Below are 23,731 nucleotides of genomic sequence, written 5' to 3'. Positions count from 1 at the left end.
GGGGGCGGCGGCCCCGGCGATAATCTCCGGGTGCCGATCCAGGCCGATCCGGACCGGGCGCGATCCACCCCGGCGCGAGTGCTGTCGGGCACGATCCGGCCGGGCCGCGTGACGGCTACCGGAATCGACGCCTCCCTTGTCGCCCCGCGGCATGCTTCCGTGCGTTTCACCCGTCGCTCACCCCATTTCCGGAGCGCTCCCATGGCCAAGCAGAATCGTGCCGTCCGCACCCGGCAGGAACTGATCCGTTCTGCCGCGGAGACCTTCGCCCGATCGGGATTCGCGGAATCCTCCATAACCCAGATCTGTGTCCGGGCCGGTCTCAGCCACGGTGCGCTGCATTTCCACTTCGGGAACAAGCGGGCGCTCGGCGAGGCGGTCGAATCGGCCGCCGCGGAAACCCTGCTGCACATCACCGGGAACGTTCCACTGCGGCACCCCGTACCGCTCCAGCTGCTCGTCGACACCTCGCACCTGCTGGCCCGGCGGCTCTCCACCGACGCGGTGCTGCGGGCCGGGTTCTGCCTCGGCAGCGACGCCACCTGGCCGGGCGGTGCCGACCTGTGGCAGCAGTGGCAGGACTGGGTCCAGCTGATGCTGACCGTGGCCAGGGCCCAGGGCAGCCTGGCCGCCGACATCGTGCTCGACGACGCCGTGGCCGCGATCACCGCTGTCGTCGCCGGGCTGGAGGTGCTCGGGCGGCGCGACCCCCAGTGGCACTCGCGTCAGGCGGTCACGCCGTTCTGGCGGTTGATGCTGCCGCAGCTCGCGACGGCGGAGGCGCGGGCCGGGATCGTTCCGGAGGGCAGCTGTGCGGAGCCGCCGGAGGGCGGCGAGCGGGCGGCCGGCGCGGAGTGGGGCGAGGGCGGCGGGCGGCGGGCGGCGCAGCCCTGCGACGCGCTGTCCTGCTGCTGACGGCCGGGGCCGGCGTCGCCCCCGCCGCTCCCCAGCCCGGCCGCCCCCGGCCGGTGGTGGCTCGCTCAGGCGGGCCGCTCGCGCCGGTCGGCGAGGGCGACGACCGCGTGGGCGGCCGAGGCCAGCGTGACGTGGCGGTGCCAGCCGCTGAAGGAGCGCCCGGTGAAGTCGCGGATGCCCACCCGGTCCGCGATCTCCGTGAAGTCCCGGTCGACCTTTCCGGTGAGCCGGCTGAGCCGGACCAGGGTGGCCGGTGGCACGGCGGTCAGATTGGTCAGCCAGAGCTCCGCGGGCCAGTGCCCGCCCTCCTCACCGATGCCCAGCAGCAGGAGTTCACCACTCGGAGCGCCTGGATTGCCCGGTGTGCCCGGTGCGGTCGGTGTGCCCGGTGCGGACGGCGCGGACGGCGTGGGCAGGCCGACCCGGACGGTGGCGGCCGGTACCGCCCGGGGGGCCGTGTGCGGACCGTGCTCCCGGCCGTGCTCCCGGCCGGGGACGAGCCGGCGCAGGTCCTTGGCCAGGCTCATGATGCGCAGGGCCGGCTGCGGCCTGCTCCCCGAGGCGGGCAGGGCCTGGTCCAGTACGGAGAGCCGGAGGTCGCCGCCGACCCGGGCGAGCAGCGGCACCCCGTGGGCGTGCAGCTTCCCGAAGATCGTTATGGCCTGTGACTCACCGATGTCGAGCACCACGGGCCGGACCGGCAGCCCCCAGCCCGTGGTGGTCTCCAGGCAGGCCTCGGTCACGCACTCGCCGAGGGTCTCCACCCCGGCCTCGTCCGGGATCGACACCTGACTGCGCCGCAGATCGTCCTTGAGCCAGGCCTCGGGCAGGTGCAGGCGCCAGTTGACCGGGGTGCTCAGCTCCTCCGAGGCCGCCCAGACGCCGATGGCGTGCTGGGCGTTCAGCACCTGCCCGAGGGTCGGGAAGAAGTGCCGTTCGACGCCGACCGAGTGCTGCCCCGTCTTGGGGATGATCATCGGCTGCACCACCCACGCCTGGGGGGCCGCCGCGCCGGCCAGGTAGTGGGCCAGCGCCCGGCGGATGGGGATCCAGTCCCAGGTCGAACTGCAGATGAAGTGGTGCAGGTTCTGCTCCGAGGCCGGCTTGCCGAGCAGCGCCGCGATGTTGCGGATCGACTTGCGCCCCTCGGTCTCCAGCAGTCCGCGCAGGTACTGCATGCCCTTGCGGCACTGGTCGCTGCGGGAGAGCGAGGTGAACAGGATCGAGCAGAGCTCGGTGAGCAGGACGTCGTGGGCGCCGGGCGGGAACGGTGTGCGGGGATGGCGGGCCGGGCCCGGTCCGGACGGCTCGGCGGCCACGGACGGCCCTTCGGGCGCGAGCCGGGCCGGGAAGGCGGAGCCCTGCGGACCGGCCGGCGCCGGGCACGGAGAGGCGGCCGCAGGCGGGATGGGGGCGGGAATGGGGGCCGGGACGGAAGAGGGGAATCCGGTGGGGCGCAGGGGGCGGGCGGAGGGCTTCGACCGGTCGTTGTCGCCGACCGGAGCCTGGGTGCGCCGTCGCTGTGCCAACGTCTGAGAGGTCAAGTCGTCTCCGTGGTCGTGGTGTTCGGGGGGAGGCGCCGGACGGCGGCGGCGGGGTCGGCCTCGCGGTGGCCGGGTGGCCGGGTGGCCGGGTGGATCGGGAGCGTCGGTCGGGGCGGCGCGGGTCGGCGCGGGTCAGGGCGGCGCGGGTCGGCGCGGGTCAGGGCGGCGCGGGTCGGGGTGAGGGTCGGAAGCGGGACCGGCCGTCGCCGGGCCCTGCCGCGACTGGGGGAGCGGCTTCTTGGCGGTGCGGCGTCCCTGTCCTCAGTGCGGGAGCCGATCGGTCCGCGCTCGATCAGGGGCGGGAGGCACAACGGCTGAGCGGACGACCGTCCTGTCCTGCGGACACGGCCCGTGCCGGGCCCCTGCCGAAGCGCCGCCAGGGAAGTCCGAAGAAGGTGAACTCCACGTGTGCACACTCCTGTTCGGTCTCCCGTGGCGGTCGTGAACGTGCTCGTGCGCTGCTCCAGACAGTAAGGAGCGATCGGAGGCGATGCCATGGCACGAGGAGTGAGAGTGTCACATTACCGGACAGTAGTCCTGTGAAGCCTGCGCCGGTGGGTCAGCGTCCGGCCCGGCTGCCGGGCAGTAGCGGCCGCCGGTTCTCCAGGGTGGCGATCAGGTGGGCGACCGACGCCAGCGTGATGTGCCGGTGCCAGCCCGGGAACGACCGCCCGCCGAAGTCCCGTACCCCCACTCGCTCGGAGATCGCGGTGAAGTCCCGCAGGACGACGCCCGGCAGGCGGGTGAGCCGCAGCGCGGTGAGGACGGAGGGCGCGTCGGCGTTGGTGAGCCAGAGCCGCCGGCGCGGGCGCCCGGCCGGCCGCCACTCGCCGAGCAGCAGCATCCGCTCCCCGCGGGCCGGCGAGGTCACCACCGGGATCGCCACCGCGGTCGTCGGGCCGTCGCCCGGATTCACCTGCCGGCGCAGCCGAGGGAGCGACTCGGCGAGCTCGCCCACGGTGTGCTCCCGGCCGCTGTAGCTGGGCAGTTCGGTCCGGTCGAGCCAGAGCTGGGCCTGCGGGCCGACCCGCACCACGAACGCGACGCCCAGGGCCGCCAGGTGGCGGGCGACCGCCACGGCGTCCACCTCCCCGACGTCCACCACGACCGGCCCGCGCAGCACCCCGCCGATCTCCCGGATGTCGGCCACCGCGGCCCGGACGCAGTCCTCGATGGTGGCGACCGCGGCGTCGGCGGGAACGCTCGCCCGTTGCCGCAGCGGATCGGTCAGCCAACGGTCGGAGAGCCGCAGCTGCCAGTCGACGGGGACGGCGCAGTGTCCGGAGGCCAGCCAGGCCCCCACCGCGTGCTGGCCGTTGACGATCCGTCCGAGCGGCAGCAGTTGCTGGTCGATGCCGACTGAATGGGAGCCGGCCTTGGGTATCAGGATCGGTCTGATCACCCAGGCCTGCGGTGCCAGGGCCCGCTGCACCTCGCGGGCCAGGGCGTGCCGTACCGGCATCCAGTCCCAGGGCGACGCGCTGATGAAGTGGTGGACGCTCTGCTGCGCCGCGGCGCCGTCGAACTGCGCCGCGATGCCGCGCAGGGTCTTGCGCCCCTCCAGCGCGAGCAGGCCGCGGACGTACTGCTCGGCCTTGAGCCGCTGGCCGCTGCGCCGCAGCGAGCCGAACAACTGGGCGCTGAGCTCGGGGTCGAGCGCCGTGTCGGCGGCCGGTTCGCCGTCCGTCGCGCCGACGGATCGGTGCAGGTGTCGCATGGTTGATCCCCCCGTGGTCCGCCACCCCAGCCGACCGGACGGACCGCCGCCCCGCATCGGCGTCGTCCGCGTCGGACTCCCAAAAGAGGACTGCTGTCCTGTTCTCATTTATACAGGCCGGCGCGGACGGTGGCTGCCCCGTCGTGCCGCGTGGACACGGGAATCGCAGGTGCGAATTCCGTGCCGGCCGGCCGGCACGGTCGCCGGGGCGAGGGTGGTCGGGCGGTGGTCCGGACGGCCGGTCAGTCGACCGGGGACGGCGCCCCGGCCTGGCCGGCCTCCTCCAGGAGGCGCTTCGCGCGGTAGGGGGAGGAGTCCAGCCTGGCCAGCACGCCGGCGCTGGCGACATTGGGGAGGACGAGTGCGAACAGGTTCGAGATCTCCTGGGAGAGGGTCCGCTCCGGCAGGGTCTCGGTGATCAGCTGGACCCCGGTCCACGCCCCCACGAACAGCCGGGCGGTCTCGGTCGGGTCGACGTGCGCGAGCAGTTCGCCGCGCTCCTTCGCCTCGGTCAGCAGTCCCTGCCCCACCTCGATCCAGTCGGGCCAGCGGGTGCCGAACAGGCCGCGCGACTTGACGTCCACGGACAGCCGGATCGCGGCGCTCAGCATCGGCTCCCGGGGCAGCCGGTGGGCGAGCAGCAGGGCGAGGTCCACCCACTCCTGCAGCTTGAAGGCCTGCGGGGCCAGCCCCTCCATGGTCACCGCCTCGGCCAGCACGCCGCGGGCGAGCTGCTCCTTGGTGGTGAAGTGGAAGTAGAGGCCACCGCGGGTGAGTTGGATGCGCTCGATGAGGCCGCCGATGGTGGTGGCGTCGTACCCGAGCTCGTTGAACATCTCGGCCGCGGCCTCCAGGATCAGCCGGCGGGTATGGATCGCGCGCTCCTGCCTTGACACTTTATGCCTCCACTGCATTCTCTTTACCATTGCTTGAACTAGACTTGCTCATGGTTCGAAACCGACCGGAGAGCCGGTACTTGAATAGCACAGTCCACTGAGCTGTGCCGACCCGTCAGACCAAGGGGGGGCCTTGCAAGACGTCACGCTCGCACCACGTTCATCCACTCCTTCGCCCGCTCTCGTAGGCGCCTACGCGCATCTGCGGCGGGGCACGTCCGTCCTGGTCACCGGCTGGGAGCGGCTGGGGGCCGACGAGTTCGGGGTCGGCGTCCGGTGGCCGGCCGTGCAGGTGGGCCTGCCGTACGACCCGCGGATACTCGCCCAGACCATCCGGCAGAGCGGCCTGGTCGTCGCGCACGCCGAGTACGGCGTCCCGCTGACCCATCAGACCGTGTTGAGCACCCTGGACTACACGATCGACCCGGACTTCCGCGTGCCACGCGGCCGGAGCGCGAGGCTGGACGTACGGGTCACCGTGGCGGGCGCCGTGCGGAACCGACGGCCCGTCAGCTCTCTGCGGATGGGCATCCTGATCCGCTGCGACGGCGTCGTGGCGGCCCGGGCGGACTCCGAGTTCGGCTGGATCTCGCCCGCCGCCTACCGGCGGGTGCGGGGAAACGGCCTCGGGGTCGGCTGGGGCGCCTGGCCGTTACCGGAGCCGATAGCCGCCGACCTCGTGGCCCGGCCGCGCGCCTCCGACGTCGCCCTCGCGCCGGGCGACCGGCCGCACCGCTGGCTGCTGCGCAACGACATCGACAACCACCTGCTCTTCGACCACCCCGTGGACCACGTCCCGGGGCTGGCCCTGCTGGAGGCCGCGGCCCAGGCCGCGCAGGCCCTTCGGGGCCGGTCGTCCTTCCTGCCCCTGCGGGTCGCCACCAGCTTCCGGCGGTACGTGGAGTTCGACCGGCCGTGCTGGATCGAGGCGGAGGAGACACCGGCCGGCCACCCCGCCCGGTGCGCCGTCCGGGTCACGGGCACGCAGGGCGGGGAGCCGGCCTTCCGGGTCGAGTTCAACGGTCTGCGGCGGTGACGGTGCCACCGCCGGGCGGCCGGGGGCGGCTCACCGGTTGACGAAGCCGCCGTCCACCGGCAGGACGGTGCCGGTCAGGAACGGGCAGCGGTCGCTCAGCAGCCAGGCCGCCGCCTCCGCGATCTCCTCCGGAGCCGCCGTACGCCCCTGTGGCGTCAGCGAGTTGGCCAGATCCTCCAGGCCGGGATTGCGGCCGAACCAGTCGGCCGTGATCTCGCTTCGGGTGGTTCCGGGGGCGACCGCGTTCACCCGGATGCCCTGCTTGGCGTACTCGTCGGCGGCGGCCCTGGTGAAGCCGATGACCGCGTGCTTCGAGGCGATGTAGGGGGCGGCGGCGGGGATCGACACCAGGCCGCCCACACTGCTGTTGTTGACGATGGTGCCCCCGCCGGATTGTTCCAGCATCGCCGTTATCTCGTACCGCAGGCAGTTGAAGACGCCGCGCACATTGGTGTCCATGACGGTGTCGTAGACGTCGTCCGACATCAGGTGCAGCGGGGTGCGGTCGCCGCCGATCCCCGCATTGTTGAAGGCCGAGTCGAGCCGCCCGTATTCGGCCACGGCGAACTCGACCGCCCTCGCGGCATCTCGGGCGACGGATACGTCGCCGACCACGTACGCGGCGCGGGCTCCCTTTTCGCGTAGTTCGGCGGTCAGTGCGGCCAGGCGTTCTTCCCGGCGGGCGGTGAGCACCACGGTGGCGCCCTCCCGGGCGAACACGTGGGCCGCCGCGGCGCCGATGCCGCTGCTCGCGCCGGTGATGAGGACGATTCTGCCGGAGAGGAGGTCGCTGTTCATGGCCCGAAGTCTCGCAGGCCCCCGTCCGGACGTCACCAGGTCGGCCTGTCCTCCCGCTGTCACGATGATTTGATGGCGATTCAGTTCGTCGAGCCGGCTTCGGAGCCCCCTCGAACCGGTGCGGCCGCCGGCGGTGCTACGTGCCCGCAGCGACCTGATGGACTATTCGGCACCTGACGGAGTAGCGGTCACCTGACGAAGTGCCGGTCACCTGACGAAGTGCGATGACGAACGTTGGCCGGCACTCCGTTCTGTTCCATGATTTGGACGGTGGCGGAGGCCGCCGACGGTTCGGCGCCCACCGTCGCGGTGGGGCGGTCCGGCCCGACCTCTGCGCCCACAGCCCTCGTGTTCCATCGACGTTCACCCAGGACGAACGAGAAGTTCCCCGGTCCCGCCGACGGTGCGGCGACCGCGCCCCCGGGCCTGTGTGGATTCGAATTCCGGCTCCGTTGACAGCCGCGCACGACGCTCGCCTGCTCGGCCGTGGGGCGACCGCGCCCATCGCCCGTTCGCGATTTGGAGAAATCGGTGGAAAGTACTCTGCTCGATATCCGACTGGAAAGCGCGTTGCAGCAACCACCGTGGGAGGACACCGCGCTGGTCCGCCAGGTGCGGAAGGAACTGGCGACCCGCCCCGCACTGGTCGAGGCGGAGGACGTCTCTACCCTGCGCGCGCTGCTGGCCCGGGTCGCCGCGGGCGAAGCCCACGTGGTGCAGGCGGGCGACTGCGCGGAGGACCCGGCCGAGTGCACCCCCGGCTACGTGGCCCGCAAGGTCGGCGTGCTCGACCTGCTCGCGGGCGCGCTCCAACTGGACACCTGCAAGCCGGTGATCCGCGCCGGCCGGATCGCCGGACAGTTCGCCAAGCCCCGCTCCCACCCCACCGAACGGGTCGGGAACGTCGAACTGCCGGTCTACCGGGGGCACATGGTCAACAGCCCGGAGCCCGACCCGGAGCTGCGGCGCCCCGACCCGTTGAGACTGCTGACGGGCTACCAGACCGCCTACGACGTCATGGGACACCTGGGCTGGCGCAGCCGCGGCGGGCCCCTCTCCCTCGGGACGCCCGTCTGGACGAGCCACGAGGCACTGCTGCTCGACTACGAAGTCCCCATGCTGCGCCGGGACGACGAGGGACGGCTGCTGCTCGCCTCCACCCACTGGCCGTGGATCGGCGAGCGGACCAGGCAGGTCGACGGCGCCCACGTCACCCTGCTAGCCGAGGTGATGAACCCGGTGGCCTGCAAGGTCGGTCCCACCATGGCGGTCGACGACCTGCTGGCCCTGTGCGAGCGGCTCGACCCCCGGCGCGAGCCGGGCCGGCTCACCCTGATCGCCCGGATGGGGGCCGAGGCGGTGGCCGGGCGGCTGCCCGTCCTCGTCGAGGCGGTGAAGGCCGCGGGCCACCCGGTGATCTGGCTCACCGACCCGATGCACGGCAACACCGTCAGCACGCCGGACGGCCTCAAGACCCGGTTCGTGCGGGAGATCTCCCGCGAGGTGCGGGAGTTCCAGCACGCCGTCCGCAACGCCGGCGGCACGGCGGGCGGGCTCCACCTGGAGACCACTCCCGACGACGTGACCGAATGCGTCCAGAGCGAAGCCCGGATCGACGAGGTCGGGGCCAAGTACACGAGCTTCTGCGACCCCCGGCTCAACCCGGGCCAGGCCCTCTCCGTGGTCTCGGCCTGGTGGCTGACCGGCCGGTCGACCCCGGTGGGCGCCGCCGCGGCCCAGGGCTGAGCCCACCCGCCGCCCCGGCGCCGCGTACCCGCGGCGCCACCGTGCCCCGGTCCGGCACAGCGGACGCCACCGCCCCCGGCGGCCGCGGCGCCGGACCGGCCCACCGGCGCGGCCGCCCGCGCCACCCACCCGGCGGCCCGTCCGCTCCCGCCCGACAGCGCTCGGTCCCACCAGCCCCACCAGCTATTCGACCCAGGAACCCAGACCCAGGAACCCAGGAGAGGAAGGCCATGGCGGGCATACCCCCCATCGCGCCGTACCCGATGCCGACCGCGGCCGACCTGCCCGGCAACACCGCCCGGTGGACCGTGGACCCGGACCGGGCGGTGCTGCTCGTGCACGACATGCAGCGCTACTTCCTGCGGCCGTTCCCCGCGGCCGTCCGCGACCACCTGGTCGGCAACGCCGCCCGGTTGCGCGAGCGCGGCGCCGCCCTGGGGGTCCCGGTCGCCTACACCGCCCAGCCCGGTGGCATGACCGAGGAGGAGCGCGGCCTGTTGAAGGACTTCTGGGGGCCGGGCATGCGGGTCGACCCGGTCGACCGGCAGGTCGTCGAGCCGCTCGAACCGGCCCCGGCCGACTGGGTGTTCACCAAATGGCGGTACAGCGCCTTCTTCCGCTCCGGCCTGCTGGACCGGATGCGCGAACAGGGCCGCGACCAGCTCGTCCTCTGCGGCGTCTACGCGCACGTCGGGGTGCTGATCTCCGCGGTCGAGGCGTTCACCAACGACATCCAGCCGTTCCTGGTGGCGGACGCCGTCGCGGACTTCTCCGAGGAGTACCACCGGCTGGCCCTGGACTACGCGGCGCGGCGCTGCGCCGTGGTCGTCACCACCGACGACGTCCTCGCCGCGCTCCGGCCGGCCGCCGTCGCGGCCGGTGGCCCGGGGGAGGCCGGCGCATGACCGGGGCCGGGGCGGCGCCTTACCCCGTGGACCTGCTGGACCGCGTCCTGGGGCTGCGGCCGCCGCCCTTCGCCCTCATCCACCGCCCGGAGTCGACCGGGCCGGACGCGCTGGACGTGCTGGTCGGCACGGTGTCGACGCCGGGGACGCTCGCCGAGCTCCCCGTCCCCGCCGGGGCCGCCGCCGGGGACGCCCGTCACGAGGTGCTGGCGATCGTCCCCTACCGGCAGATCGCCGAGCGCGGCTACGCCTGCGCCGACGACGGCGAGCCGCTGATCGCGATGACCGTCACCGACCAGGGCGTGCTGCCGCTGGCCGAGGTGCTGCGACGGCTCCCGGACGTGCCGATCACGCTGGCCGGCGGCCACTTCGACGTGGACGACGAGACCTACGCCGGGACGGTGCGCAGGGTCGTCGGCGACGAGATCGGCCGGGGCGAGGGCGCGAACTTCGTCATCAAGCGCTCGTTCCTCGCCGACATCACCGGCTACACCACGCACAGCGCGCTGTCGTTCTTCCGGCGGCTGGTGCGGGGCGAGTCGGGCGCCTACTGGACCTTCATCGTGCACACCGGCGCCCGTACGTTCGTCGGCGCCACCCCGGAGCGGCACCTCAGCCTCGCCGGCGGCAAGGCCGTGATGAACCCGATCAGCGGCACCTACCGGTACCCGCAGTCCGGCCCGACCCTGCCCGGGGTGATGGACTTCCTGGCCGACCGCAAGGAGGCCGACGAGCTGTACATGGTGGTGGACGAGGAACTCAAGATGATGGCCCGGATCTGCGCGGAGGGCGGCCGGGTGGTGGGCCCGTACCTCAAGGAGATGGCGCGGCTGGCGCACACCGAGTACTTCATCGAGGGGCGCACCGACCGCGATCCGCGGGAGATCCTGCGCGAGACGCTGTTCGCCCCGACCGTCACCGGCAGCCCGCTGGAGAGCGCCTGCCGGGTCATCCGCCGGTACGAGCCGCAGGGGCGCGGCTACTACAGCGGGGTGGTCGCGCTGATCGGGCGCGACGAGCACGGCGGACCCGCGCTGGACTCGTCGATCCTGATCCGCACGGCCGACATCGACGACGCGGGCCGGGTCCGGATCGGGGTGGGTGCCACCCTGGTGCGCCACTCCGACCCCGAGCAGGAGGTGGCCGAGACCCGGGCGAAGGCGGCGGGCCTGCTCGCGGCCCTCCAGGCGGACGGCCCGGCGGCGCCGACCCCGGCCCTGACCCCGGCCAGGGCCCCGGCCAAGGCCCCGGCCGTCTACGGCGCGCACCCGGACGTCCGGGCCGCGCTGGAGCGGCGCAACACCGGCATCGCCGACTTCTGGCTGGCACCGGCGTCCGCGCGCTCCCGGCCGAGGCCCGCCCTGACCGGTCGCCGGGTGCTCGTGGTGGACGCGGAGGACACCTTCACCGCGATGATCGACCACCAGCTCCGCTCGCTCGGCCTCGCGGTGACGGTCCGCCGGTTCGACGAGCCGTACGCGCCGGACGGGTACGACCTCGTCGTGATGGGCCCCGGCCCGGGAGATCCGCGCGGCGCGGGCCACCCCAAGATCGCGCGGCTGCGGTCGACGATCGACACGCTGCTCCGGGAGCGGCGGCCGTTCTTCGCGGTCTGCCTCAGCCACCAGGTGCTCGGCCTGCGGCTCGGCCTCCCGCTGGTCCGCCGGGAGGCGCCGAACCAGGGCGTGCAGCGGGAGATCGACCTCTTCGGCGTCCGGGAGCGGGTGGGCTTCTACAACACCTTCGCGGCCCGCAGCGTCGAGGCCAAGGTCGAGTGCGAGGGCGTCGGCCTGGTCGAGGTGAGCCGCGACGCGGACACCGGCGAGGTGCACGCGCTGCGCGGCCCGCACTTCGCCTCGCTGCAGTTCCACGCCGAGTCGATCCTCACCGAGGACGGCGTCCGGCTGGTCGGCGGGCTGCTGACCGAGGTACTGGCGGGCTGAGGGGCCGCCGGACGGCTACGGCTCCCCACCGGCGACCGGGCGCTCCGGGAGGGGGTCCAGACCGGCCGAACGGGCGGCCTCGCGGAGCAGCTCGCGCAGCATGACGGTGCTCAGCCGGCCGGTGTTCGTGTTGCGCGGGCTGACGTGGTAGCACCCGTACAGCTCCAGCGGCGGTCCGCCGTCGGCGGCCGGCAGGGCGACCCGGGCGCCGTGGCCGAAGACCGGCCGGGGCCGGGGCACCCGCCAGCCGGCGGCGGCGACCGCCGGGAGCAGCGCCTGCCAGGCGAAGCCGCCGAGCGCCACGACGGTCCGCACGGTCGGCCGCAGCAGCTCCAGCTCGCGGGTGATCCACGGGCGGCAGGTGTCCCGTTCGGCGGTGGTCGGCTTGTTGTCGGGCGGCGCGCAGCGCACCGGGTCGGTGATCCGGACGCCGTGCAGGCGCAGGCCGTCCCCGTGCCGGACGGACTCGGCGCGGTTCGCCAGCCCGAGCGCGTGGAGCGTGGCGTAGAGCAGGTCGCCGGACGGGTCGCCGGTGAAGATCCGGCCGGTGCGGTTGCCGCCGTGCGCGGCGGGGGCGAGGCCGACCAGGACCAGCGGCGCGTCGGGCGGGCCGAAGCCGGGGATCGGGCGGCCCCAGTAGTCCCAGTCCAGGTAGGCGCGGCGCTTGGTGCGGGCCGTCGCCTCGCGCCACTCGACCAGGCGGGGACAGGCGCGGCAACCGGTGACGACGGCGTCCAGCGCGGAGACCGTGGCCGTGCGGGCGGCGGCCGCGACGGGGTGGCCCGGGTCCTCGGGGTCGGTGGCCGGGCCGTCGGCTGCGGGCTGGGACATGGGGACGATCTTAGGCGCGGCGGCCGGCGGTCGGCGGCCCACGGGCGGCCCGTTCCGGCGGCGCCTCCGCAGGCGTAGCGTGGAATCGGCTGCTCTGGCGGCCCCCGGCCGGGCCGGGGCGGCGACCGCCGGGGCGGTGGTGCGCGCGAGGAGACCGCGATGCTGATATTCGATGCGGTGCTGGCGGCCGTCGTACTGGTGGCCGTGTGGGCCGGGCTGAGCGTCCGGGTCGTGCAGCAGTTCCAGCGGGGCGTGGTGTTCCGCTTCGGCCGGGTTCGCGAGCAGGTGCAGGGCCCCGGGCTGGTGCGGCTGATGCCGGTGGCGGACCGGCTGCGCAAGGTGAACGTCCAGATCGTGACGATGCCGATCCCCGCCCAGGAGGGCATCACCCGCGACAACGTGACCGTCCGGGTGGACGCGGTCGTCTACTTCCGGGTGGAGGACCCGGTGAAGGCGACCGTCAACGTGCAGGACTACAACTTCGCCATCTCGCAGGTCGCCCAGACCTCGCTGCGCTCAATCATCGGCAAGAGCGAGCTGGACGACCTGCTGGCCAACCGGGAGCCGATCAACCAGGGACTGGAGCTGATGATCGACAGCCCGGCGCTGGGCTGGGGCATCGAGATCGACCGGGTCGAGATCAAGGACGTCGCCCTGCCGGAGTCGATGAAGCGCTCGATGTCCCGGCAGGCGGAGGCCGAGCGGGAGCGCCGGGCGAGGATCATCACGGCGGACGGCGAGTACCAGGCCTCGGCGCGGCTGTCGGAGGCCGCGGCGGTGATGAGCGCGACTCCGGCGGCGCTCCAACTGAGGCTGCTGCAGACCGTGGTGGAGGTGGCGGCGGAGAAGAACTCGACGCTGGTGCTGCCGTTCCCGGTCGAGCTGCTGCGGTTCCTGGACAGCGCGGCGGAGGTGAACCGCAGGACGGCGGGCGACGGCGGCGAGCAGGCGGGCGCGGAGCCGCCACCGGCCGAACCGCCGCGGCTTCCGGAGGTGGAGCAGCTCGAACTGCCGCCGCTGGAGGAGGTGCTGGAGCAGTCGCCGGTGGGCCGGCTGAACGGCCCCGACCACCCCGCGCCGGGCCCGGTGGCGGCGCCCCCGGGCCCGGACCACGATGGAGGGACGGGAGTGGCAGGCACGTCAGGAGGCCGATCATGACCAGAGCCAGCGACATCATGCACCCGGGCGCGGCGTGCGTGGGTGAGCACGAGACCCTCGCCTCCGCCGCCCGGATCATGCGGGAACGCGACGTCGGGGCGTTGCCCATCTGCGGTGAGCGGCAGAAGCTGCTCGGCATCGTGACCGACCGCGACATCGTGCTGAAGTGCGTCGCCGAGGGCCGCGACCCCGAACAGGTGACGGCGGGCGAGATCGCCCAGGGCCGGCCGATGACGGTGGAGGCGGACGAGGACGCCGAGCAGGTGCTGCGGATGATGGAGCAGTACCGGGTGCGCCGGCTCCCGGTGATCAACCACCCGGAGCACGAGGTGGTCGGGATGATCAGCGAGGCGGACATCGCGCGCGGCTTGCCGCAGGCCCGGCTGGCGGAGTTCGTCTCGGCGGTCTGCGCGGAGGAGCCGCCGCGGTCGACGGAGGTGCAGGAGCCGCAGGCGGTCTAGGGTCGCGCGCCGCTCCCACCGGGCGGTCAGCGCTGCTCCCGGAGGCCCCGCTGCAGCAGTTCGGCGAGGTGGAGGGCCTGGCGGCCCTCGGCCAGGTGGGCGATCTGCGTGCGGCAGCTGAAGCCGTCGGCCAGCACGACGGTGTCCGGGGCCGCCGCTCGCAGCTCGGGCAGCAGCACGCGTTCGGCGATCGTCACGGACACCTCGAAGTGGCCCCGCTCGAAGCCGAAGCTGCCGGCCAGCCCGCAGCAGCCGGAGTCGAGGACGCGGTTGCGCAGACCGGTGCGGGCCTCCACCCGGCGGTCGGCGGCGGTGCCGAGGACGGCGTGCTGGTGGCAGTGGGTCTGGGTGACGGCGTCCAGCGGGAGCCGGGGGAGCGGGGCGTCCGGCGCGTACTGGTCGATGAACTCGGCGAAGGTGCGCGTCCGTTCGGCGAGCGGGCGGCCGTCGGCGCCGAGCAGCCGGGGCAGGTCCTCGCGCAGGGTGGCGGTGCAGCTCGGGTCCAGGCCGACCACCGGGGTGTCGGCGGGCAGCCCGGTGGCGGCGAGCGCGCGCAGGCTGCGTCGCATCACCCGCCGGGCGGTGCCCAGCTGGCCGCTGGAGTACCAGGTGAGCCCGCAGCAGACGGGGCCGTCCGGCAGCCGGACGTCGAAGCCCAGGTGGGAGAGCACCTCGACGGCGGCGCGCAGCACGTTCGGCTGGAGGTGGTCGGAGAAGGTGTCCGGCCAGAGCAGGACGGGGCGGGCGCCGGCCTGGGCCGGGTGCGTGGCGCGGTGACGGCGGTACCAGCGGGTGAAGGTCTCGGGCGGGAACACCGGGACCGGTCGGCGCCGGTCCACCCCGCCGAGCCGCTTCAGCGGGCCGGCGGCGGCGGACCGGGCGATCAGGTTGGCCGCGCCGGGGGCGAGTGCGACGGCCCGCAGCCAGAGCGGCAGCCACCCCATCGAGTAGTGCGACAGGGGCCTGGGGCGGTGCCGGTAGTGCTGGTACAGGAACTCGGTCCGGTAGGTGGCCATGTCGACGTGGACCGGGCAGTCGCCGGCGCAGCCCTTGCAGCCGAGGCAGAGGTCCAGCGCCTCCCTGACCTCCGGTGAGCGCCAGCCGTCCGGGATCGCGCCCTCCGCGCCGCGCAGCATCTCGGCGAGCAGCCGGGCGCGGCCCCGGGTGGAGTGGCGCTCCTCGCCGGTGGCCATGTAGCTCGGGCACATCACCCCGGTCTCGGGGTCCACGCACTTGGCCACCCCGACGCAGCGGTGCACGGCTTTGGCGAGGCTGCCGTCGTCCTGCGCGTACGGGAGGGCGAGCGGGAGCGCGCGTACCGGCCCGGCCAGCCGCAGGTCGGCGTCGAGCGGGCGCGGGTCCACCAGGGCACCCGGGTTGAGCAGGTTGTCGGCGTCCCAGATCCGCTTGAACTCGCCGAAGAGCGCGATGATCCCGGGCGGGTACATCCGGGGCAGCAGCTCGGCGCGGGCCTGCCCGTCGCCGTGCTCACCGGAGAGCGAACCGCCGTACGAGACCGCGAGGTCGGCGGCCTGCTCCAGGAACTCCCGGAACACCGCCGGCCCGTGCGGCGCGGTGAGCGGGAAGTCGATCCGCAGGTGGACGCAGCCCTCGCCGAAGTGCCCGTACGGGACGCCGCGCAGGTGGTGGCGGCGCAGCAGCGCCCGCAGGTCGCGCAGGTAGTCGCCGAGCCGCTCCGGCGGGACGGCCGAGTCCTCCCAGCCGGGCCAGGCCTCGCCGCCGTCGGGCAGCCGGGTGACGATCCCCGCGCCGGCCTCGCGCACGCCCCAGAGCTGGCGCTGCTCGCCGGGGTCGGTGACGACGGAGGTGGTGGCGGAGCGCTCCCGGCGGACGGCGTCGGCGAGCCGCCGGGCCGCGTCGAGGGCCTCGGCGGGGGTCGCGCCGGCGGTCTCCAGGAAGAGCCAGCAGGCGCCCTCGGGCAGCCGGTCCAGTGCGGGCGGCCGCGGTCCGGCGGCGAGCAGCGCGGCGATCAGGTCGGCGGCCATGCCCTCGACGGTCAGCGGGCGCAGCGGCAGCAGGGCGGGGACCGCGTCGGCGGCGGCCGTCTCGTCCGGGTAGCCGGCCACCACCAGGGCGCGGGCGGGCGGGTCCTCGACCAGTCGGACGGTGGCGCCGAGCAGCAGCGCGCAGGTGCCCTCGGTGCCGGTGAGGGCCCGGGCGAGGTGGTGGCCGCGTTCGGGGAGCAGGGCGTCCAGCGGGTAGCCGGAGGTGCGGCGCGGCAGGTCCGGCATGCCCTGGCGGATCACGGCGAGGTTGCGGTCGGTGAAGTCCTGGAGGTCGCGGTGGAGTCGGCCCGCGCGCCCGGGCAGGGCGCGCAGCGCCGTGCGTTCGGCGGGCCCGAGCGGGCCGCCGACGGTGAGTTCGGTGCCGTCGGCGAGCAGCAGGTCGAGGGACTCGACGTTGTCGGAGGTGCGCCCCCAGAGGACGGAGTGGGCGCCGCAGGAGTCGTTGCCGATCATGCCGCCGAGGGTGCACCGGCTGTGCGTGGACGGGTCCGGCCCGAAGCGCAGGCCGTGCGGGCGGGCGGCCCGCTGGAGGTGGTCCAGCACGGCGCCCGGCTCGACCCGGGCGGTGCGGCGTTCCGGGTCCACGCCGTGCACCGCGCCCAGGTGGCGCCGGAAGTCCAGGACGACCGCGCCCGGGCCGATCGCCTGCCCGCCGATGCTGGTGCCGGCCCCGCGCGGCACCACCGGTACGCCGTACTGCCGGCAGAGCGCGACGGCCGTCCGGACGTCGTCGAGGTCGGCCGGCTTGACCACGCCGAGCGGCAGGTGGCGGTAGTTGGACGCGTCGTGGCTGTAGACGGTGCGCTCGGCGGCGCCGAAGCGGACGTCGCCGCGCAGGGTCGCGGCGAGCTCCCGGGCGAGGTCGGCGCCGGGGGCGGCGGACGGTCGGCTCACGTGGGTCCTCCCGGGGGTGGGCTCGGCGTACCGCCGCCGATCATCCCAGCCGGACGGCGCGCCCGGTACGGGCCACCCCGGCGTGCGGCCGACGGAGTGTCGGCCGCACGCCGGCTCCGCCGGACGGACGTCCGGTCTCCTGCCGCCGGGATGCCGTCCGGGTCAGGCCGAGGCCCGGCGGCGGGCCGAGCCGGTGAGGGTGCCCTTGGCGATGTGCGAGAGCTTGGCCATCTCGAAGGCCGGGTAGGCGCCGCCGGCCAGTAGCGAGAACTTCACGCCCTCGCGCCCGCCGGGCCGCCGGTGCCCGGCCGGCTGGAAGCGGCGGTGGTGCTCGGCGGCGCGGTGGAAGAACTGGGGCCGCTCGGCCCGCGCCACGCACCCGGCCAGGTCGAACACGAACAGGTAGTGCCGGACCATCCGGGTGAACAGGGCGTCGCGGACGGCCTCCAGCTCCGGCTGCCAGGCCGCCACCTCGTCCAGCAGGGCGAAGCTGCGCTCGTACTGGTCGAAGATGTCGAACTGGCTGCTGCCGGGCGAGCCGGCCGGGTGGACGGTCTCCCGCCGCCGCAGCTGGACGCAGGCGCGCGGCAGCACGGCGATCCGTCCGGCGGTCAGCATGGCCCGGTGCACGGCCGGGATCTCCTCGTAGCGGCCGTCCGGGAAGGCGAGCGCGCGGCCCTGCCAGAAGTCGCGCCGTAGCAGCCGGTCCCAGATCAGCGCGGGCGCGCCGAGCAGCTCGGGACGGGCGGCCGGCCCGGTGACCTCGGGCCCGGCCTCGGCCAGCACCGCCTCCGCGCCGCCCGGCCAGTCGCGCCCGCCGTGCCGCCGGGTGTGCCCGAACAGCAGCACGTCCACCGGGCCGGTCTGCTCCAGCCGGTCGGCGAGCGAGCGCAGGCCGTCCCGGGGGAGCAGGTGGTCGGCGTCGAGGAAGAGCAGGTACTCGCCGGTCGCCCGGGCGGCGCCCGCGTCCCGGCTGACGCCCACGCCGACGGAGGCGTTGAGGTGCAGCGCCGAGACCTGCGGGTGCCGCGCCGCGTACGCGTCGGCGAGGTCGGCCGGGGTCTCGGGGGAACGGTCCGCGACCAGGATGACCTCGAAGTCGCGGAAGGACTGCGCAAGGAGCGAGTCGAGGCATTCCGCCAGCTGTTTCTGCTGGTCGTAGGCGGGGAGCACGACGCTGATCAGGGGAGAGGGCATGAGGCCGGAGCGTAGGAGCGCGGCCGGAAGGTGGCAAAGCCCTGACGGTCGGTAATTCTGATCAATCCGCGTCAAATCGTACGAGCGTGCGCCATATCTTCACCCGTCATGCCGGGCGTGTCCACGTCGAGCGGCGCCGCCGGCCGGATCCGACGACGGCGCCGGTGCCCGCGCGGACGGGCCGGTCGCGGGCGGTCCCGGACCTCGCGGTACGGAAAGGCCGAGGACCCCGCGCGGGTCTGCCGCGCGGGGTCCTCGGGGCTGCTACCGGCCGGGTCGGCTCAGTACCAGTGGTGGCTCTGCCAGAAGGACCAGGCGCCGCAGGGGCTGCCGTACCGGGAGTTCATGTAGTCCAGGCCCCACTTGATCTGGGTGGCGGGGTTGGTGCGCCAGTCGGCGCCGGCCGAGGCCATCTTGGAGCCGGGGAGCGCCTGGACCAGGCCGTAGGCGCCGGAGGAGGCGTTGACGGCGAGGTGGTTCCAGCTGCTCTCGTGGGACACGATGTTGCTGAAGCACTGCAGCTGGCCGGCCGGGACGATCTGGGCGGCGATCTCACGGGCGCTGCCGGAGTAGGTGGGCTTGGCGTTGAGCGCGGCGCGCTCCTGCGAGCGGGAGGCGGCGGCCTCCGCGTCGGCCTTGGCCTTGGCGTCCGCCTGCGCCTTCGCCTCGGCCTGGGCCTGCGCGGCGGCCTGGGCCTGCGCGGCGGCGTCCGCCTCGGCCTGTGCCTGGGCCTGCGCCTGCGCCTGGGCAGCGGCCGCAGCAGCGGCGTCGGCCGCGGCCGGGTCGGCCTGGGCGGCCACCGGCTGCCCGTCCACGGAGACACCGGCCACCGGGGCGGCCGCCTCGGCGACGCTGCCGCCGCTCTGCGGGACGGCGAGGGCGGCGGTGGCCGCACCCGCCACCACGAGGGTGGTGATACCGGTGATCAGCGAGTTGCGGCGGGCATGGCTGAGCTGCATGGAGCGGACGATCCTTTTCCGTCGGGGGCCGTACCGGGGAGCACGGGGGCTCCGGCACGAGGACACGGGCGGACAGGGCCCGCGATGCCGTCCGGGACGGCCATGGCACCCCGGCCGTGACGGCGGGGCGGGCGGGACGCGCGGCGGACGGACCGGTTCGCGCTGCCTGGCGACTGGCCATTCTTCGCAGAGCCCGGCGGGGGCGGCAAAGGCAGCGGCTACTACGGCGGGTAGTGGGTGGGGCGGCCCGAACGGCGAAGCGCCCGGCCGCGGCCGGGCGCTTCGAGGTGGGCGGTCCGATCCCGTCGACCGACGGCCGGTCGACCGCCGGTCCGACGGAGCAGGGGGTGAATCGGCGCGGTGGCCTGCGTTCTTCGCGGTCCGCTCCGGGGCCGGCCACTGGGCCGGCACGGCCGGGGGGCGCCGCTCCGCGGCTGCGTGGGCGGACCCCGGCCCGGCGACGACTATCGAGGGCAGTAGCAGCGCGGAGCCGTGTGGGCGGCTTCACAGCGCGGCGGCCCCGGTGCGACGCGCGGTGACCGGACGGTCACCGCTCCGCGCCCCCGGCCCTCAGCGGGAGGAGTACGGGTTCGGCCCCCCGTACGGCCGGACCGGCTCCGGGCCCGTCGCGTACGGGTTCCCCGGCACCGGTCGCTGCTCGCCGTACCCGGGCCCGTACCCGGGCACCCCGGGCACCCCGGGTGCCCCGCCCGCGTCGTCCGCCTGGCCCTGCCGGTCCTGCCGGTCCTGCTCGTCCGGCTCGTCCTCGGCGTCCTCCACCGGCACCAGGTCGCGCGCCAGCAGGGTGGCACCGGCCACCGCGCCGGGCATCGCGAGGACGGTCACCAACGGGACGAGGAAGCCCAGGATCAGCGGCACGCCGAAGCCGAAGGCCAGCCCGAGCCGGGAGCGCAGCAGCCGGATCCGCTCGCGCTGCGGCACGCCGCGGCGCTGCAGGGCCACCGCCGTCAGCTCGACGGTGAGGAAGAAGCCGGACACCAGGAACCCGGCCACCGGCACCAGCGTCTGCCCGACCACCGGGATGAACCCGCAGGCGAACAGCAGGACGCCGAACCCGGCCACCCGGACCAGCACGTAGAGGCTGTCCCGCGCCGAGACGGCCAGCTCGCGCCAGAGCGGCACGTTCGGCGGGGTGGGCGCGCCGCCCTCGGTCTCGTCGACCTTCTCGCAGAGCGACTCGTAGAACGGCTGGCCGACCAGCAGCGTGACGGCGGTGAAGGTGATGACGGAGATCAGCAGCCCGCCGCCGAAGACGATCGCGGCGAGGGCGGTGCGCAGCAGGCCCTGCCAGGGCGAGCCCCAGCCGTCGGCGAACGGGGTGGCCCACTCGGCGAGCTCCTCCGACCAGCCGCCGAGGAACACCAGCGCCACCACGTACCCGACCAGGGTGATCAGCGCGGGCAGCATCCCGAAGCCCCACCAGCGGCCGTGCCGGCCCACCCACTTCTGGCCCTTGGCCAGGTACCCCAACCCCGCTGCAAGATCTCGCATAGGGGGAAGGGTAGGGGCTGGGCGTCGGCGGGTCATCTCCGTCCCGTCCTGATCCGGTACCGGGGGCGGGCCCGCCGGGCACCGGGCCGGAAATCGCACCATGCGCCGGAGACGGGCCCGGCCCCCGGGCGCCGGGCCGAAAACGCCACCGGGCCCGGGAGCCTCCGCAACGGCTCCCGGGCCCGGCGTGCGGGCGGCGCGACGGCTCAGGCAGCCGGCGTCACTGCCGCAGCCCGTCGCCTGCGGCCCACCACGGCCGATGCCGTCAGCACGATGGCTGCGGCGACCAGCGACAGGTACATCTGCTTCCGCCCGTCGGCGTCGGTGAACATGTACGCCATCACGAAGCCGATCATGCCGATCGCGGTCCAGGTGAGGTAGGGGTACAGCCACATCCGGACGGTCAGGCGCTCGGGCGTCTCGCGCTCGATGATCTTGCGCATCCTCAACTGGGAGAAGCAGATCACGAGCCAGACGAAGAGCGCCACCGCGCCGGAGGAGTTGAGCAGGAAGGAGAAGACGGTGTCGGGGGAGGTGTAGTTGAAGAACACCGCCACGAAGCCGAAGACCACCGAGACGAGGATCGCGATCCGCGGCACGCCGCGGCTGGTCACCGAGGCGAAGGCCTTGGGGGCGTCGCCGCGCTGGCCCAGCGAGAAGGCCATCCGGGAGGCGGTGTACATCCCCGAGTTGAGGCAGGAGAGCACGGCGGTCAGCACGATCACGTCCATCACCTGGCCGGCGCCCGGGATGCCGACGTGCTCCAGCACGGCGACGTAGGGGCTGCCCTTGACGGCCGCCGAGTCCCACGGGAGCAGGGTCACGACCAGCAGGATCGAGCCCAGGTAGAAGATGCCGATGCGCCAGATCACACTGTTGGTGGCCTTGCTGACCGCCTTCTCCGGGTCCTCCGACTCGCCGGCGGCCAGGGTGACGATCTCGCTGCCCATGAAGGCGAAGACCACGGTGAGCATGCCGGTGAAGACCGCGCCCACACCGTGCGGGAGGAAGCCGCCGTGGCCGGTCAGGTTCTCCGTGCCGACCGCGTGGGTGCCGGGCAGCAGCCCGAACGCGGCGAGCGTGCCGATCACCAGGAAGGCGGCGATCGCCACCACCTTGATGCCGGCGAACCAGAACTCGAACTCGCCGTAGGAGGCCACCGAGAAGAGGTTGGTGGCGGTCAGCACCGCCATCACGATCAGTGCGAACGCCCACTGCGGCACGCCGGGCACCCAGTTGTTGAGGATCTTCGCCCCGGCGGTGGCCTCGACGGCCAGCACCACGACCCAGAAGAACCAGTACAGCCAGCCGATCGAGAAGCCGGCCCAGCGGCCGAGCGCCCGGTCGGCGTAGGCCGAGAACGATCCGCTCTGCGGGTCGGCCGCCGCCATCTCACCGAGCATCCGCATGACCAGGACGACCAGCACGCCGGCGAGGGTGTAGGAGAGCAGGATGCCGGGGCCGGTGGCCGCGATGCCCGCGCCGGAGCCCACGAACAGGCCGGCGCCGATCACGCCGCCGATCGCGATCATCGACAGGTGGCGGTTCTTGAGCCCGGCCTTCAGGTGCCCGTCGGCGCCCTGACCGTGCTGGAGCTGCTTCTGCTGCTGCGGAGCGGCATCGGCCGGCGGCGAGCCGGCCGAGGTGGTGGTTTCCGCACTCATCGAGGGTGCCCTGTGCCTTTCCCGCGCGGCTGCCCCTCGGCTCGAACGCCGGAGGGTGGGGGACGGACCCGCGCATTGCGGTGCAACTTAACTTCTACCTACGAGTATCGGAACAAGGCCTTCGGAAATGTTCGCTCAGCGGACACAAAGCGCCAGGTCAGAGCGGGTGGACCGGGGTGGTGGAAAGCTCAAATCTGACACAGCGCCAGCCGGTCCGGCGGCCTCGGGGGCCGTCGTCGGTGCCGGCCGGGCGGGCGTTCATACTGGCGGCGTGATGATCGTCCTCGTGGTGATCGGCGTCCTCGCCGTCCTGGCCGTGCTGGCCCTCGCGCACTGGTACCTCTGGCGGCGCCTGGTGCGCGACGTCTCCGCTCCCGGCGGTCGGTGGCGCCGGGCGGGCACCGTGCTGGCCGTCGTGCTGCCGCTGCTCTCGCTGGGCGCGCTGGTCGGCGGGCGGGGGTTGCCGATGTCCGTCGAGCGCTGGCTGGCCTGGCCGGGCTACCTCTGGCTGGCGGTGCTGCTCTACCTGCTGATGGCGGTGGCGGTCGGCGAGGCCCTCCGCCCGCTGCTGCTCCGGCTGCCGCGTCCGCGGGCGGTGACCCCGCCGGAGCCGGTGGCCGCCCCCGCGGCGGTGGACGGCGACGGAGCCGGGCCGGCGGCCGCCGAGCCGGTGCCGACCACCGCGCCCTCGCCCGGGCGCCGGCTCTTCGTCGCCCGGACGCTCGCGATCGGCGCCTCCGGCGCGGCGGCCGCCGTGGTCGGCACCGGCACCTACGGGGTGCTGCGGGGGCCGCGTCTGAAGCAGGTCACCGTGCCGCTGGCGAAGCTGCCCGCGCGGGCGCACGGCTACCGGATCGCCGTGGTCAGCGACATCCACCTGGGCCCGATCCTCGGGCGTGAGCACACCCGGCGGATCGTCGACACGATCAACGGCGCGCAGCCCGACCTGATCGCGATCGTCGGTGACCTGGTGGACGGCTCGGTCGCCGAACTCGGGCGTGCGGCGGAGCCGCTGGCGCAGCTGCGGGCGCGGGACGGCGCGTACTTCGTCACCGGCAACCACGAGTACTTCTCCGGCGCGGCCCCCTGGGTGGACTTCGTCCGCGAGCTGGGTGTCCACCCGCTGCAGAACGCCCGGGTGGAGCTCGCCGGGTTCGACCTGGCCGGGGTCAACGACATCGCCGGGCGCACCGAGGGCGACGGCCCGGACTTCGACAAGGCGCTCGGCGACCGCGACCGGGCCCGCACCTCGGTGCTGCTCTCGCACCAGCCGGTCACCATCCACGACGCCGTCCGGCACGGCGTCGACCTCCAGCTCTCCGGCCACACCCACGGCGGCCAGCTCTGGCCGGGCAACTACCTGGCCGAACTGGCCAACCCGACCGTCGCCGGCCTGGAACGGTACGGCGACACCCAGCTGTACGTGACCCGCGGGGCCGGGGCATGGGGCCCGCCGGTCCGGGTCGGCGCGCCGTCCGACATCACCATCGTCACGCTGGCCTCGCTCCGGGCCTGAGCCCGGCGGTCC

General features: G+C 74.2%; 18 protein-coding genes. 8 read left to right on the top strand and 10 right to left on the bottom strand.

Annotation, left to right across the window (positions count from 1 at the left end):
* Nucleotides 1–201 precede the first annotated feature (201 nt).
* On the top strand, nt 202–915 hold the full coding sequence (locus OG618_RS07510) for a ScbR family autoregulator-binding transcription factor (protein ID WP_329486494.1): 714 nt from the start codon (nt 202–204) through the stop codon (nt 913–915).
* 65 nt (nt 916–980) lie between these two features.
* Here the strand turns inward: OG618_RS07510 and OG618_RS07505 are convergent, their stop codons facing one another.
* The 3 genes from OG618_RS07505 to OG618_RS07495 form a co-directional block, all read right to left on the bottom strand.
* Nucleotides 981–2,234, bottom strand: a complete 1,254-nt coding sequence (locus OG618_RS07505; RefSeq protein WP_329486493.1) for an IS701 family transposase — start codon at nt 2,232–2,234, stop codon at nt 981–983.
* Between the two features lie 784 nt (nt 2,235–3,018).
* The gene (locus tag OG618_RS07500; protein WP_329486491.1) at nt 3,019–4,176 is read right to left on the bottom strand and encodes an IS701 family transposase; all 1,158 of its coding nucleotides are present in this window, start codon (nt 4,174–4,176) and stop codon (nt 3,019–3,021) included.
* Between the two features lie 242 nt (nt 4,177–4,418).
* The gene (locus OG618_RS07495; protein WP_329486490.1) at nt 4,419–5,072 is read right to left on the bottom strand and encodes a ScbR family autoregulator-binding transcription factor; all 654 of its coding nucleotides are present in this window, start codon (nt 5,070–5,072) and stop codon (nt 4,419–4,421) included.
* A gap of 133 nt (nt 5,073–5,205) precedes the next feature.
* Here OG618_RS07495 and OG618_RS07490 point away from each other — a divergent pair, with 133 nt between their 5' ends.
* Nucleotides 5,206–6,108, top strand: coding sequence for a ScbA/BarX family gamma-butyrolactone biosynthesis protein (locus OG618_RS07490; protein ID WP_329486489.1), 903 nt, complete (start codon nt 5,206–5,208; stop codon nt 6,106–6,108).
* A gap of 30 nt (nt 6,109–6,138) precedes the next feature.
* Here OG618_RS07490 and OG618_RS07485 read toward each other — a convergent pair whose 3' ends face one another.
* Nucleotides 6,139–6,906 (bottom strand): SDR family NAD(P)-dependent oxidoreductase, encoded by a 768-nt coding sequence (locus tag OG618_RS07485; RefSeq protein WP_329486488.1) that lies wholly within the window; start codon nt 6,904–6,906, stop codon nt 6,139–6,141.
* 531 nt (nt 6,907–7,437) lie between these two features.
* On the opposite strand from OG618_RS07485, the gene OG618_RS07480 reads away from it, so the two are divergent.
* The 3 genes from OG618_RS07480 (at nt 7,438) to OG618_RS07470 (ending at nt 11,500) form a co-directional block, all read left to right on the top strand.
* The gene (locus OG618_RS07480) at nt 7,438–8,652 is read left to right on the top strand and encodes a 3-deoxy-7-phosphoheptulonate synthase (protein ID WP_329486487.1); all 1,215 of its coding nucleotides are present in this window, start codon (nt 7,438–7,440) and stop codon (nt 8,650–8,652) included.
* A gap of 230 nt (nt 8,653–8,882) precedes the next feature.
* A complete protein-coding gene (locus tag OG618_RS07475) occupies nt 8,883–9,557 on the top strand; it encodes an isochorismatase family protein (RefSeq protein ID WP_329486485.1) in 675 nt (224 codons plus the stop codon).
* Nucleotides 9,554–11,500 (top strand): anthranilate synthase family protein, encoded by a 1,947-nt coding sequence (locus OG618_RS07470; RefSeq protein WP_329486484.1) that lies wholly within the window; start codon nt 9,554–9,556, stop codon nt 11,498–11,500. The genes OG618_RS07475 and OG618_RS07470 overlap by 4 nt, the downstream gene beginning before the upstream one ends.
* Before the next feature lie 15 nt (nt 11,501–11,515).
* Here the strand turns inward: OG618_RS07470 and OG618_RS07465 are convergent, their stop codons facing one another.
* Entirely contained in the window at nt 11,516–12,331 is an 816-nt protein-coding gene (locus tag OG618_RS07465; protein ID WP_329486482.1) for a uracil-DNA glycosylase, read from the bottom strand.
* Between the two features lie 159 nt (nt 12,332–12,490).
* Here OG618_RS07465 and OG618_RS07460 point away from each other — a divergent pair, with 159 nt between their 5' ends.
* Both OG618_RS07460 and OG618_RS07455 read left to right on the top strand, forming a co-directional pair.
* Nucleotides 12,491–13,489 (top strand): slipin family protein, encoded by a 999-nt coding sequence (locus OG618_RS07460; RefSeq protein ID WP_329486481.1) that lies wholly within the window; start codon nt 12,491–12,493, stop codon nt 13,487–13,489.
* Complete coding sequence (locus OG618_RS07455) at nt 13,486–13,950, top strand: CBS domain-containing protein (RefSeq protein ID WP_329486479.1); 465 nt, start codon at nt 13,486–13,488, stop codon at nt 13,948–13,950. The genes OG618_RS07460 and OG618_RS07455 overlap by 4 nt, the downstream gene beginning before the upstream one ends.
* Nucleotides 13,951–13,976: 26 nt before the next feature.
* Here the strand turns inward: OG618_RS07455 and OG618_RS07450 are convergent, their stop codons facing one another.
* The 5 genes from OG618_RS07450 to OG618_RS07430 form a co-directional block, all read right to left on the bottom strand.
* The gene (locus OG618_RS07450) at nt 13,977–16,871 is read right to left on the bottom strand and encodes an FAD-binding and (Fe-S)-binding domain-containing protein (protein WP_329486478.1); all 2,895 of its coding nucleotides are present in this window, start codon (nt 16,869–16,871) and stop codon (nt 13,977–13,979) included.
* Nucleotides 16,872–17,033: 162 nt separating this feature from the next.
* Nucleotides 17,034–18,068 carry a glycosyltransferase family 2 protein gene (locus tag OG618_RS07445; RefSeq protein ID WP_329486477.1) on the bottom strand — a complete coding sequence of 345 codons (1,035 nt, stop codon included), beginning with the start codon at nt 18,066–18,068 and terminating at the stop codon, nt 17,034–17,036.
* Between the two features lie 281 nt (nt 18,069–18,349).
* A complete protein-coding gene (locus OG618_RS07440; RefSeq protein WP_329486476.1) occupies nt 18,350–19,027 on the bottom strand; it encodes a transglycosylase SLT domain-containing protein in 678 nt (225 codons plus the stop codon).
* A 570-nt stretch (nt 19,028–19,597) separates the two neighbouring features.
* Complete coding sequence (locus OG618_RS07435; protein ID WP_329486475.1) at nt 19,598–20,539, bottom strand: EI24 domain-containing protein; 942 nt, start codon at nt 20,537–20,539, stop codon at nt 19,598–19,600.
* Between the two features lie 206 nt (nt 20,540–20,745).
* A complete protein-coding gene (locus OG618_RS07430) occupies nt 20,746–22,203 on the bottom strand; it encodes an amino acid permease (protein WP_329486474.1) in 1,458 nt (485 codons plus the stop codon).
* 274 nt (nt 22,204–22,477) lie between these two features.
* On the opposite strand from OG618_RS07430, the gene OG618_RS07425 reads away from it, so the two are divergent.
* The gene (locus OG618_RS07425; protein ID WP_329492033.1) at nt 22,478–23,719 is read left to right on the top strand and encodes a metallophosphoesterase; all 1,242 of its coding nucleotides are present in this window, start codon (nt 22,478–22,480) and stop codon (nt 23,717–23,719) included.
* Nucleotides 23,720–23,731 lie beyond the last annotated feature (12 nt).

The organism is Kitasatospora sp. NBC_01246 (assembly GCF_036226505.1).
GTDB lineage: Bacteria > Actinomycetota > Actinomycetes > Streptomycetales > Streptomycetaceae > Kitasatospora.
This window is presented reverse-complemented; position numbering and strand designations above follow the sequence as displayed.